Annotated in this window: 11 protein-coding genes; 4 read left to right on the top strand and 7 right to left on the bottom strand. The window is 66.2% G+C overall.

The features are described 5' to 3' along the window. The first annotated feature begins 107 nt into the window (after positions 1–107). Both N5C25_RS12570 and N5C25_RS12575 read left to right on the top strand, forming a co-directional pair. The gene (locus N5C25_RS12570; RefSeq protein ID WP_088611005.1) at positions 108–839 is read left to right on the top strand and encodes a CoA transferase subunit A; all 732 of its coding nucleotides are present in this window, start codon (positions 108–110) and stop codon (positions 837–839) included. A gap of 1 nt (position 840) precedes the next feature. Continuing rightward, positions 841–1470: a CoA transferase subunit B gene (locus N5C25_RS12575; RefSeq protein WP_251102952.1), complete on the top strand. Its 630-nt coding sequence runs from the start codon at positions 841–843 to the stop codon at positions 1468–1470. Positions 1471–1472: 2 nt separating this feature from the next. On the opposite strand, the gene N5C25_RS12580 is transcribed toward N5C25_RS12575, so the two are convergent. After that, the gene (locus N5C25_RS12580; RefSeq protein WP_251102953.1) at positions 1473–4292 is read right to left on the bottom strand and encodes a rhamnan synthesis F family protein; all 2820 of its coding nucleotides are present in this window, start codon (positions 4290–4292) and stop codon (positions 1473–1475) included. A 160-nt stretch (positions 4293–4452) separates the two neighbouring features. On the opposite strand from N5C25_RS12580, the gene N5C25_RS12585 reads away from it, so the two are divergent. Continuing rightward, entirely contained in the window at positions 4453–5040 is a 588-nt protein-coding gene (locus N5C25_RS12585; RefSeq protein ID WP_251102954.1) for an alpha-ketoglutarate-dependent dioxygenase AlkB, read from the top strand. A 4-nt stretch (positions 5041–5044) separates the two neighbouring features. On the opposite strand, the gene N5C25_RS12590 is transcribed toward N5C25_RS12585, so the two are convergent. Genes N5C25_RS12590 through N5C25_RS12605 form a run of 4 tightly spaced genes read right to left on the bottom strand, consistent with a single transcriptional unit; the run spans position 5045 to position 8563 of the window. Further along, on the bottom strand, positions 5045–5686 hold the full coding sequence (locus N5C25_RS12590; RefSeq protein ID WP_021202701.1) for an ABC-type transport auxiliary lipoprotein family protein: 642 nt from the start codon (positions 5684–5686) through the stop codon (positions 5045–5047). Further along, entirely contained in the window at positions 5683–6609 is a 927-nt protein-coding gene (locus tag N5C25_RS12595; RefSeq protein WP_019660980.1) for an MlaD family protein, read from the bottom strand. The genes N5C25_RS12590 and N5C25_RS12595 overlap by 4 nt, the downstream gene beginning before the upstream one ends. Positions 6610–6612: 3 nt before the next feature. Next, complete coding sequence (locus tag N5C25_RS12600; RefSeq protein WP_021202702.1) at positions 6613–7440, bottom strand: ABC transporter ATP-binding protein; 828 nt, start codon at positions 7438–7440, stop codon at positions 6613–6615. A 1-nt stretch (position 7441) separates the two neighbouring features. Further along, complete coding sequence (locus N5C25_RS12605; RefSeq protein WP_058981024.1) at positions 7442–8563, bottom strand: ABC transporter permease; 1122 nt, start codon at positions 8561–8563, stop codon at positions 7442–7444. A 92-nt stretch (positions 8564–8655) separates the two neighbouring features. Between N5C25_RS12605 and N5C25_RS12610 the strand changes: the two genes are divergently transcribed. Next, the gene (locus tag N5C25_RS12610; RefSeq protein WP_019660983.1) at positions 8656–9915 is read left to right on the top strand and encodes a threonine/serine exporter family protein; all 1260 of its coding nucleotides are present in this window, start codon (positions 8656–8658) and stop codon (positions 9913–9915) included. Positions 9916–10024: 109 nt separating this feature from the next. Here N5C25_RS12610 and N5C25_RS12615 read toward each other — a convergent pair whose 3' ends face one another. Then, on the bottom strand, positions 10025–10408 hold the full coding sequence (locus tag N5C25_RS12615; RefSeq protein WP_251102957.1) for an H-NS histone family protein: 384 nt from the start codon (positions 10406–10408) through the stop codon (positions 10025–10027). 222 nt (positions 10409–10630) lie between these two features. Then, positions 10631–12334, bottom strand: a complete 1704-nt coding sequence (locus tag N5C25_RS12620) for a proline--tRNA ligase (protein WP_262212382.1) — start codon at positions 12332–12334, stop codon at positions 10631–10633. Positions 12335–12512 lie beyond the last annotated feature (178 nt).

Here is a 12512-nt window from a genome sequence, read left to right on the forward strand (position 1 = left end):
TTCTACGGAACCCTGTGCTATGCCCGTGCAATGCTGCGGCGCATCCAGGCCCTTCGCCGCCCTCCAGCTAGAATGCGGTCATCCTCAACGTGCAGGGTAGTACAGCAATGCAGCAATCGACTTCCACCGGCAAGCGCAGCAAGCGCTTCGCCAGTGCGGCGGAGGCCCTGCAAGGGGTGGTCGCCGATGGCCAGACGCTGGCCGTGGGCGGCTTCGGCCTGTGTGGCATTCCCGAGGCATTGATCGCGGCGCTGCGCGACAGTGGCGTCAAGGGCCTGACCGTGATCTCCAACAATGCCGGCGTCGATGGTTTCGGCTTGGGCCAGCTGCTGGAAACGCGGCAGATCAAGAAGATGATTTCGTCCTACGTGGGCGAGAACAAGGAGTTCGAACGGCAGTTCCTGGCCGGCGAGCTGGAGCTGGAGTTCAACCCGCAGGGCACCCTGGCCGAGCGGCTGCGTGCCGGTGGCGCAGGTATTCCGGCGTTCTTCACTGCCACCGGCTACGGTACGGTGGTGGCCGAGGGCAAGGAGACCCGCGAGTTCGACGGCAAGCACTACGTGATGGAAACCGCGCTGCGCGCCGACGTGGCGCTGGTCAAGGCCTGGAAGGCCGACGAGGCTGGCAACCTGGTGTTCCGCAAGACCGCGCGCAACTTCAACCCGGCCTGTGCGATGGCCGGCAAGGTCTGCATCGTGGAAGTGGAGGACGTGGTGCCGGTCGGTGCGATTGATCCCGACCAGGTTCACCTGCCGGGCATCTATGTGCACCGCATCGTGCACAACGCGCATCCTGAGAAGCGAATCGAACAGCGCACCATCCGCGCGGAGGGCAACTGACATGGCGTGGACCCGCGATGAAATGGCGGCCCGTGCCGCCCAGGAACTGACCGATGGCGCCTACGTGAACCTTGGCATCGGCCTGCCGACCCTGGTCGCCAACCACATTCCCGACGGCGTGGATGTGTGGCTGCAGTCGGAGAACGGCCTGCTCGGCATTGGCCCGTTCCCGACCGACGCCGAGGTCGACGCCGACCTGATCAACGCCGGCAAGCAGACGGTCACCGCACGTGCGGGCGCCAGCTACTTCGGCAGCCACGACAGCTTCGCGATGATCCGCGGTGGCCACGTCAACCTGGCCATCCTCGGCGCCATGCAGGTCACCGACAAGGGCGACCTGGCCAACTGGATGGTGCCCGGCAAGATGGTCAAGGGCATGGGCGGCGCGATGGACCTGGTCGCCGGCGTGCAGCGCGTGGTGGTACTGATGGAGCACACCGCCAAGAACGGCGAGCACAAGATCCTGGCCGAATGCACGCTGCCGCTGACCGGCGTGGGCGTGGTCGACCGCATCATCACCGACCTGGCGGTGTTCGACGTGACTGACAGGGGCCTGCTGCTGGTGGAGGCCGCGCCGGGTGTCAGTGATGAGGAATTGAAGGAAAAGACCGGCGTCGCGTTCCAGCGTTAGTCCTAGGGGGTCGCGCTGACCGTGCCGCGTCCGGTGAAGGCGTCTTCGGTGGCGAGCTGGGCAAGTACAAGGTCGGCATTCCATCGCCCATTGCCCAGGCATTGGAGTGGAACCTGGACGCCCTCGGCGTCCAGGACCAGCTCGGCGACGTCCTCATGGAGTGTATGGCAGGCTTCGTCGATGAAGGTCAGCGTCCCGGCATGGACCTCGGTGAGGATCTCCAGGGCGGACGTTGGAAGCTCAATGGAGCCGAAGCGGGGCCTATCCAGGCCCTCGCTGCTTTCAGTGAAGCCGTTGAACTGGCCGTGCGGAGCTGCCAGCAGTGACTCCAGCAGCAGGTCATTGGCGAGGATGGGGGAGTCTGTGTCATTGCCGCCATTGCGGCCGTCGAAGTACCGTGCCTCGGCCCAGCCCTGCGATGCCAGAGCGCTGGCGCCCGCGCGCAGGGCCATGTAGCAGCCGCCCAGTGATGTGCCGAGCAGGCGAGCGAGGTTGCGCTGGATGCTGCCGGCGTAGCCCACATCGATCACCATCGGCGTCGATGAGCCGACGGTGCGGGCCCAGTACGCCTGATAGGCCTTGCGATGGCGGGCTGCCAGCGACAGAAGCGCATCCCCGACCGGCTGCAGCCAGCGCTGTACTTCGTCGGCCATTTCCGGCAGAAAGACGTCGCGCTCCATCAGCGCCGGCTGCAGTGCGGCCACCTGTGCCACGGCATCTTCGCCGAGCCGTGCCTGCAGCAGGCCGCGCAGCGACCCGTTGAAGGTGCCCTGCATGAGCAGTGCAAGATCTGAGGCGTCGAGCTGGGCGGGCAGCAGCGTTGCCCGACGCGACGCCAGAAAGTAGCTGCTCTTGATCGTGGCGGCGAATGGGTGTGCGGCCTGCAGCCGTGTGAACGCCTGCTCCAGCAGATAGCCTTCGCGGCTCAGAAACAGCAGGTGGTCCACCCCGTGGCGGCGAGCTACGTCGATGGCATGCAGCAGGAAGTCCAGGACCAACGGGCCGAGTACCGTATAGCCCAGCGTACGTGCATCGAGCTGGGGACGACCGAGCAGCCGCTGCGGAGAGGTGTCGGCGATCGCAGCGAAGCTGTTTGCCAGCAGACCGCGCCAGAGCTGCTCAGACCATGGTGCCTGGGTGCCCAAGGGATGGCGGAGCGGGCGAAGGCCCGGTACTACGTCCAGCAGGGCGGACGGGCGCAGCACGTGCACGGGCGTAAGCAGGCTGCCCAGCTGCGGCATCTGGATGTCGGCGTGTTCGTTATCACCCACATGAAGCCAGCGGCCATCTTCGCGCCCTTCCTGACGCGCCAGCTGCTTCCAACTGTCGGCAGAGTCCTTGCGCAGGCCGGTCTCGCAGGAAATCCACCACCGTGAAATGAGCCGCTGCACCCCATCGGGCAGCACCTGCCGCATGTCCTCGCTGGACAGGTACATGTCGGAGAACGCCGTCAGCGCAGTCAGCTTCGCATCTGCAAGCGCTGCCAGCAGACCCTGCCGCGGCCGCAGTATCGCGCGCTCGTGCATGCGCTCGGCATTGGCGAGCATGTTCGCATCCACGCCAGGCAACGCGAGGCGCCCGGCAAGCTCGATGTGGATCTCGGAGAGGGTGGGGTCCCGCTGCAAGGTTTCGCGCAGGCAGCTTTCCGCGTCGGCGCGATGCCGGGAGAAATCACCTATGCCCCACTGCCGCTCCAGTCGCCAGGCGAGATGCTCACGAGCCGCCGTCGGAGTCAGGAACACGCGGGTGACCAGCGTATCGAAAATATCGACCGTGACCATGCGTGCGTCCAGCGCGGCCAGCGTCAAACGGTCAGACATGCCGGTTTGAAGTGCCTCACCGACATTACGTTCACCTTCGGCAGCAAGAGCCAGGCGACCATCGGGTGGCAGTATGCCCAGGCGGAAACCCTGGTGGCGGGTGATGACACCAAACAGGCGCTCGACGGCGTGCTGCAGCGTTCCATCCACCTGGCCCTGTTCCACCGGAAAGGCATCCAGTGGAAGGTTCAGATCGTACAGCGGCCGAAGCGCATCGACGCGCGCCCAGAACATCGAGCCAGCCGGGAAGTCGATGTAACGCTGCGCGTCCAGAGCGATTCCAAGTTTCTGCGCGAGTGCGTCGCACGCGGGGCCATTGCTCAACCAAGTGTGCGCCCAGAGTGGTACACCGACGTAGCTCTCAGGATAGACCAGGCCCAGCTTCGGGTCGGCCTGGAAGGTGCCCAGGATCCAGGCGATGCGTTCTCGCGAGCCCAGAAGGCTGTCCAACAGGTAGTGACGCCACATCTGCTGTTCGCTACCGGTATAGAGCGATTTCTTGGTGTGGATATGGCACACCAGATCTAGTGCCTTGATCTCTTCGCGGAACGTCACCAGGAGAGGAGCAATATCGCGACCACGATTCTGGACCTGGCGCACAACAAGTGTCTGAACGTTCGGTAGGCGTCCGAACGCTTCACGTGCCTGTGCTTCGGCAGCGGTGTCCATCACCGAAACCAGCAATGTGAATCGCAGCGGCATGCGCGAGAGCGTGGTGGCAAACTCGTTGATCAGGTCGGGATAGAACACGTGCGCCATCACACCCACGCTCAAACGCAGCTGTTCCAGCGGGACCGGTGCGGGTAGCGCAGGCGCATCGAAGGGTTCGCTGGCGCGGGTGCGGACGACGCTGGCCGAGCGAAGGCGCGCAATGAAACCGCGTACACCCATGGCGTGCACCACCTTCAAGGCGCGTAGCAGCACCGACCCCAGGCCTGCGATACCGCCACCATGACGCTGTACCGACCGCCGCACGGTGGCGAGATAACGTCCGAAACTCATGGCTGGCCTCTACGGGGCCGTGGGAGATGCGTCAGGGGAGAGGGGCGCGGCATCAGGTGCATTGGACAGTAGCGCTGAAGTTTCCTGTCATTCTCCCGTTTGCGCTTGAACCGGGCAAATCAGGCATGCTTGTGGTCGCTCCTGTCCGGTACCCGGTTCAATGCTGTTCCCGCCTGAACTGCCTGACGCTGACGTCCGCCATCTATCCGGCTGGCTGCCCGCCGGCACGGCCACTGCGCTGCTGCTGGCCCTGCAGATGGAAGTCCCCTGGGAAGTCCACCGCATCCGCATGTTCGGCAACTGGGTGGATTCGCCGCGACTGAGTTGCTGGATAGGCGATCCGCAGGCCCGCTATCGGTACTCGGGGGCGGAGTTCGTGCCGCACCCCTGGCCACCCGCGTTGCAGGCCATGCGCGGGCGCCTGCAGGCGGAGGGCATCGGCCGCTTCAACAGCGTGCTGCTGAACCGCTATCGCGGCGGCGGCGACTACATGGGATGGCACAGCGATGACGAGCCGGAGTTGGGTCCGGCCCCGGTGATTGCGTCGCTGAGTCTGGGCGCATCGCGTCGATTCCTGCTGCGCCGGCGCGATGATCCGGCGCGCAAGGCCGAGTACCTGCTCGGCCATGGCGATCTGCTGGTAATGGCGGGGCAGACGCAGAGGTTCTACCAGCACGCGCTTCCGAAGATGGCGCGGGTGCAGGGTGAGCGGATCAACCTGACGTTCCGCTGGATTGCGCCGCGCTGATCGATCAGCGCGCGACGTTAGGCTGGTCGGCCTGCCCGCTCACCAGTGTCCACCCCACCACATCCTGCGCCAGTTGCTGCAGGCCACGTTCGAACGCCGCGGTCACCGCCGGTACGTCGGTGCTGCCGACCGGCTGCGCCTGGCGGAACGTACGGTCGGCCACCACGCGCTGGTCGGCGACGTGGATCAGCTTGGCGTTGACCTCGATCACCACGGTCGGCGTGGCCTGGCCCTGGTAATCCGATTCGAAGCGGCGCACGTCGGTGGACAGCTTGTAGTCGGCACGGATGCCGGCGGTGCTGCGCGCCACGCCGCGGATGCGCCCGGAATCCTCGAAGCCGCGCAGCAGGGTGTCCTCGATCATGTCGGTGGCCGGCTGTGCCCAGCTGGCGCCCTTGTAGATTTCCATCTGCGAAGGCGTCGGCCGCACATTGATGCGCGGGCTGTCGACCAGGCGCGCGGCGCTCGGCTTGGCCAGTACCAGCTGCCAGCTGGCCTGTGGCCACGCCGGGTCGGCCTTCACCTGCACCGAGGGCGAGTACAGCGTCACCGCGGTTTTCTCGCTGCTGCCAAGGATGGAGCAGCCGCCCAGCAGGGCGACCATCGAAGCGGCCAGCAGCAGGCGCGGAAGGGGGGGCGGGCTCATTTGGGTTCGAACTCCTTCGGTGCGTCGCGGCCCAGCAGGTAGCGCGCGGGGTTGTTCTCGAGGCGGTCGCTGACCCGGCGCAGGTCGCGGATCAGACCGCGCAGTTCGGTCAGCGTCGGACCCAGCTGGCCAAGGCCATCGTTGGCAAAGCTGTTGATCGCGGCGCGGTTCTCGCCAAGGATCGAATCGGCGTTGCCGGCGGCCGAGTCGAGCTTGGCCAGGGTGGCATCGAGCTTGTCGATGATGCCCGGCAGCTGCTGCACCAGGTTCCTGTCCAGGCGCTCGATGGTGCCGTTGGTGGTCTTCAGCGTGGTGTCCAGGCTACGGGCGGCATCGCGCGCGCTGAGCAGCAGCGCCTGGGTACCCTGGTCGCGGTCGGCCAGGCCACCGCTGATGGTCTCCAGGTTGGCCAGCGTTGCATTGATCGAGGCTACATTGCGGTCGCTGAGGATCTGGTCCATGCGCTCGACGATGCGGTTGGCAACATCGGTGATGTTCTGCAGCGCCGACGGCGTGGTCGGTATGATCGGTGCCGGGTCCTTGTTGACTGTGGTCAGCGCCGGCGACTGCGGCGTACCGCCGCTGAGCTGGATGATCGACGGGCCGGTGAGGCTGGTGATCGCCAGCTTGGCGCGGGTATCGGTCTTGACCGGCGTGGTCGAGTTCAGGCGGATGCGTGCGACCACCTGGCGCGGGTCGTCCGGCACCAGGTTCAGTTCGACGATCGACCCGACCGCGATGCCGTTGTACTGCACCGGGCTGCCCACCGACAGGCCGGTCACCGCCTCGCGGAACACCACGCGGTATTCCTGCCAGGTGCGGTCGGAAGAGTACTTGGCCGCCCACAGGCCGAACGCCAGCAGGGCCAGGCCGGTGATCAGGGTGAACGCGCCGATCAGCACGTAGTTGGCTTTGGTTTCCATGGCTCAGGCACTCTCGATCTGTTCGCCACGCGCGGCGCGCGCGCGGGGTCCGTGGAAGTATTCCTGGATCCACGGATGATCCAGTTTCTCGATTTCCGGGAGGGGGGCGTTGGCAACGACCCTGCGGTCGGCCAGCACGGCCACGCGGTCGCAGATGGCGTACAGGGTGTCCAGGTCGTGGGTGATCAGGAACACGGTCAGCCCCAGCGCTTCCTGCAGGGTCTTGATCAGTCGGTCGAACGCGGCCGCGCCGATCGGGTCGAGGCCGGCGGTGGGTTCGTCCAGGAACAGCAGCGGCGGGTCCAGCGCCAGCGCCCGGGCCAGGCCGGCGCGCTTGCGCATGCCGCCGGACAGCTGCGAGGGCAGCTTGTTGATCGCGTCGGCGGGCAGGCCGGCCAGCTTCACCTTCAGCAGTGCCAGCTCGTAATGCCAGCGCTCGGGCAGTTCGCGGTGGTGTTCCTTCAGCGGCACCTGCACGTTCTCGCCCACGGTCAGTGATGAAAACAGTGCGCCGTCCTGGAACAGCACGCCGGTGTTGCGTTCGATGTGCAGGCGGCTCTCGGCGTCGTCGGCACGCGCGTCGCGGCCCAGCACTTCGATCTGGCCTTCGTCGGGCGTGCGCAGGCCCAGGATGGAGCGCATCAGCACCGACTTGCCGGTGCCGGAGCCACCGACCACGCCCAGGATCTCGCCGCGACGCACGTCCAGGTCCAGGTCTTCGTGCACGGTCTGGCTGCCGAAACGGTTGACCAGGCCGCGCACGCGGATGGCCAGCTCGTGGCCGTCGTCGTCCTGCATGGGAATGTCTTCGGGCGTCGGATGCGTGCTCATGTCACCAGCCCATGTGCATGAACCACAACGCCGCGAAGGCGTCGATGATGATCACCAGCGAGATCGTCTGCACCACGCTGGAAGTAGTGCGTTCGCCTACCGACTGTGCCGTGCCTTCGACCTTCAGGCCTTCCAGGCAGCCGATCAGGCCGATCACCAGCGCGAACACCGGCGCCTTCGACAGGCCGACCAGCATGTGCCGCACCTCCATGGTCTCGTGCATGCGCGCGATGTACATCTGCGGCGGGATGTCGAGGTCGAACGCACCGACGGTGATGCCGCCGGCCAGGCCGGCGATCATCGCGATGAAGGTCAGCAGGGGCAGGGTGACCAGCAACGCCAGCAAGCGAGGCAGCACCAGCAGGTCGACCGGGTCCAGGCCCAGCGTGCGCATCGCATCGATTTCCTCGCGCGCCTTCATCGCGCCGATCTGTGCGGTGAAGGCGCTGGCGGTACGGCCGGCCAGCACGATCGCGGTCAGCAGCACCGCGAACTCGCGCAGGAAGGCGATGTTGACCAGTTCGACCACGTAGATCTCGGCGCCGAAGTCGCGCAGGATGGTCGAGCCGAGGAAGGCGATCACCGCACCGACCAGGTAGGACAGCAGTGCCACCAGCGGCACCGCATCCAGCCCGACCTGCTCCATCTGGTGCACGGTGGCGGTAAGGCGGAAGCGGCGCGGTTCCTTGACCAGGCGGGCCGCCTTGACCAGGTTCTCGCCGAGGAAACTGCACAGCGCCTTGATGTTGTGGCCGGTGGCATGGACGCTGACACCCAGCCGCTCCAGTGCCGCCAGCACGCCGAAGTCGCGCTTGGGCTTGGGCCGGTCGTCGGCGACTTCCTCGATGGTGCACACCAGCGCCTGGTGATCCGCGCGGAACTTCAGTGCGTCTTCGCCGAGGTCGGCGCGATGGGCCACGCGCAGCACCTGCAGCACGCCGGCCGAATCCATCTTCTCGATGGCGGTGGCATCGATGCCGGTCAGCGTGTCAGGAACGCCACGCAGGACCTCGGCCGCGGCCAGCGCGGTCTTCAAGGTCCAGGTGCCGGACAGGCGGATCACGCCCGGATCATGGGCGTCCTGTTCGAGCTGGGGGGCGTGGTTCGGGGTCACTTGGGCCATTCCGGTCGCAGCATAACCGTTCTGTATTGGCCATCGCGTCGAACTCGGATGAATTTCTCCGGTCAGGCCCCGCCTAGGTAATACTACGGCGCATGTCCGCAGATGCTCACACGATCCCCACGCCCCAGGCCACCTACGCGCAGCGGGTGGCCTTCGTTTCCGAGATCGCCGGACGCCTGCACAGCTATGGCACCACGGCCCAGCGCCTGGAAACGGCGGTGGTGGCACTGGCTCGCCAGCTCGACCTGGATTGTGAACCGTGGTCGAACCCCACCGGCATCATCCTCAGCTTCAGCGATCCGGCGCAGGCGATCGGCTCCAGTGACATCACCCGGGTGATCCGCCTGGCGCCCGGCGAGAACGACCTGCACAAGCTCAGCGTCGCCGACCATATTGCCGAAGAAGTGGCCAACGGCCGGATGAGCATCGCCCAGGGCCACACCGCGCTGCGCCAGCTGGACAAGGATCCGGGCCGGCGCGGCAAGCTGCGCACGATCCTCTCGTTCACCCTTGGCGCGGCCGGCGTGGCCGGCATGTGGAAGCTGCCGTGGCTGGACATTGCGACCGCCGGTGTCATCGGCCTGATGATCGGCCTGCTCGGCATGGTCACCGACCGTCGCCCGGCCACCCGCGAAGCCGCCGAGGCACTGGCCGCGCTGTTGGCCGGCCTGGTCGCCACCCTGGTTGCGTCCTTTATTGGTGCGCTCAACCTCAACACGGTGATCATCGCCTCGCTGGTAGTGCTGCTGCCCGGCATGTCGCTGACCAATGCGGTCAACGAACTGGCCAGCCAGCACTGGGTATCGGGCACCGCGCGCTTTGCCGGCGCGCTGACCACCATCATGAAGCTCAGCGTCGGCGCGATGATCGCGGTGACCCTGGCCGACGTGCTCGGCCTGGATCCGGTGATCCGGGCCGCGCGGCCGCAGGGGCCCTGGGTGGAATGGGGCTCGCTGCTGACCGCCGCATTTGCCTTCGCGATGCTGTTCAAGGCCAATCGCCGCGATTATCCGTGGGTGATTGCCGCCTCGGTGGCCGGTTATGCGATCTCCAAGTTTGGCGGCCACGCCTGGGGCGCGCCGGCCGGCATCTTCCTGTCGGCGATGCTGCTGACGGCCGGTGGCAATCTGTTCGGTCGTCTGGTCGGGCGTCCGGGCGCGATCATCCGCCTGCCCGGCATCATCATGATGGTGCCCGGCAGCACCAGCCTGCGCGGCGTGCTGACCCTGGTCCAGCAGCAGGACGTGGGCGCCGGCCAGAGCGTGTTCCTTACCGTGCTCAACGTGGTGATGGCGCTGGTGGCCGGCCTGCTGTTCGGCAATCTGCTGATGCCCGCCCGCAAGACTCTGTAGAGCCGAGCCCATGCTCGGCTTCGGATATGGATAGCCGAGCGTGGGCTCGGCTCTACAAACAAAAAACGCCGGCTTTCGCCGGCGTTTTTCATTGCATCCCGATCCGGCCTCAGGCCTTCTTGATCAGGAAATCTTCCGGCTTCTTGTTGCCCTTGGCAGTCAGCTCAGCCATCCAGCGCGGCTGCTTGCCACGGCCGGTCCAGGTTTCCTTGGGGTTGGCCGGGTTGCGGTACTTCGGGGCAACCTTGCCCAGCTTGCGGCCGGCGGTCTTCGACGGGGCCTTGGCGGCCGGAGCGGCCTTGCGGGCACGCGTGGCCGGGGTGCTGCCGAACAGTTCTTCGATGGTGTAACCCTCGGTCTTGGCCAGCTTGGTCAGCTGGGCCCGGACCTTGGTGATCGGCCGGCGCTTGGCGACGATGGTCTGCTGCTTCTTGGCGGTACGGATCAGGGCGCCCAGCTCGCGTGCTGACAGGCCGGTCAGGTCAATGCTCATTTACGGTTACTCCGGAAACTAATGTGTGGACGGGACAAGCCAGTCCATGGCGTCGGCGGACAGAATAGAGATGAATTAATCACAGCACAAATGCAGGCGGGTCATGGCGTGGCGGCATGCAGGCGCCGTCGCGGTGATTTTGACCGGATTATGTCCGCTGCAATATCGGGGAAGACCGCGGCAGAAAAAAAAGACCGGGGCAGGGCCCGGTCTTTTTCCTGATCAGCCCTGCAGACGCTGCAGCAGGGAGGCCTTGTCCAGGCTTTCCGCTTCGCTGGCGCGGCGCGAGCGGTATTCGTAGGTACCGGCGGCCAGGCCGCGTTCGCTGACCACCACGCGGTGCGGGATGCCGATCAGTTCCATGTCGGCGAACATCGCGCCCGGGCGCAGGCCGCGATCGTCAAGCGCCGCGTCCAAGCCGGCATCGCGCAGTTCCTGCAGCAGGTTGGCCGCAGCGTCGGCCACGGCAGCATCGCCCTTCGGGTTGATCACGCACACCACCACCTGCCACGGCGCCATCGCGTCCGGCCAGATGATGCCGGCATCGTCATGGTTCTGTTCGATCGCGGCAGCTACCACGCGCGAGATACCGATGCCATAGCAGCCCATCGCCATCACCGCCGCCTTGCCGTTTTCATCCAGCACGGTGGCATCCAGCGCTTCGGCGTACTTGCGACCGAGCTGGAACACGTGGCCGACTTCGATGCCACGGGCGATCTTCAGTTCGCCACCGTCCACTGCGCGGTCACCGGCACGCACGTTGCGGATGTCCGCCACTTCCGGTTCCGGCAGGTCGCGGCCCCAGTTGACGCCGGCCAGGTGGAAGCCGGTTTCGTTGGCGCCGACGACGAAGTCCGACATCGCCGCCACTTCGCGATCGGCGACCACGCGGATGGGCTTGGCCGGGGCGACCGGGCCGAGGAAGCCCGGCACGCAGCCCAGATGCTCGGCGATCTCCGCCTCGCTGGCGAAGCGCTGTTCGTCCAGGCCGGCAACCTTGGCCAGCTTGATCTCGTTGACTTCATGGTCACCGCGCACCAGTACCAGCACGAACTGCTGTGCCTTTCCTTCACCCGCGATCAGCGCCACCGACTTCACCGTGCGCTGCAGGTCGATGCCGAGCAGGGCCGCGACCTCCTCGCAGGTCTTCTGGGTGGGGGTGTCGACCTTGCGCATGGCTTCGCTGGCGGCCGCACGCGGCGCCGGATCGGCGGCAATCGCCGCTTCCATGTTGGCCGCGTAGTCCGAGCCGGTGGAGAACACCAGCGCGTCTTCACCGGAATCGGCGATCACGTGGAATTCCTGCGACGCATCGCCGCCGATTGCGCCGGAGTCGGCCTGCACCATGCGGAAGTCCAGGCCGAGGCGGGTGAAGATGCGGCTGTAGGCCGACTTCATGTTCTCGTATTCGCGCACCAGGCACTCGTCGTGCAGGTGGAACGAATAGGCGTCCTTCATCAGGAACTCGCGCGAACGCATCACGCCGAAACGCGGGCGGATCTCGTCGCGGAACTTGGTCTGTACCTGGTAGAAGTTCACCGGCAGCTGCTTGTAGCTGGACAGCTCGCTGCGCGCGAAGTCGCAGGCTGCTTCCTCGGCGGTCGGGCTGTAGCAGAACACCTGGTCCTTGCGGTCCTTGATCTTCAGCAGCTGCGGGCCGAACTTCTGCCAGCGCCCGGTCTGCTCCCACAGTTCCTTCGGCTGGATGGTCGGGATCTGGAATTCCACGGCACCGGCGCGGTCCATTTCCTCGCGCACGATGCGCTCGACCTTGCGCAGCACGCGCAGGCCCAGCGGCGACCAGGTGTACAGGCCCGATGCCAGCTTGCGGATCATGCCCGCGCGCAGCATCAGCCGGTGGCTGGTGAGCTCGGCGTCGCTGGGGGTTTCCTTGGTGGTGTGCAGGTGGAACTGGGAGAGGCGCATCGTCGGCTTCGGATAACGGCAGAGACGCCTATTCTGCCAGCCCGGCCGGGGGGAGGGGTATCGGCAGGGCTGCGCCCTGCACCCGCCGTAGTGCAGGCCGCTGGCCGGCAACCTCAGAAGCAACAGTCGAAGCAACAGCGGGCTTCCCGTGGGATGGCGGGGTGGGTCCGGTTGCGGG

It is taken from the genome of Stenotrophomonas sp. GD03958, from assembly GCF_029839005.1.
Taxonomy (GTDB): domain Bacteria; phylum Pseudomonadota; class Gammaproteobacteria; order Xanthomonadales; family Xanthomonadaceae; genus Stenotrophomonas; species Stenotrophomonas hibiscicola.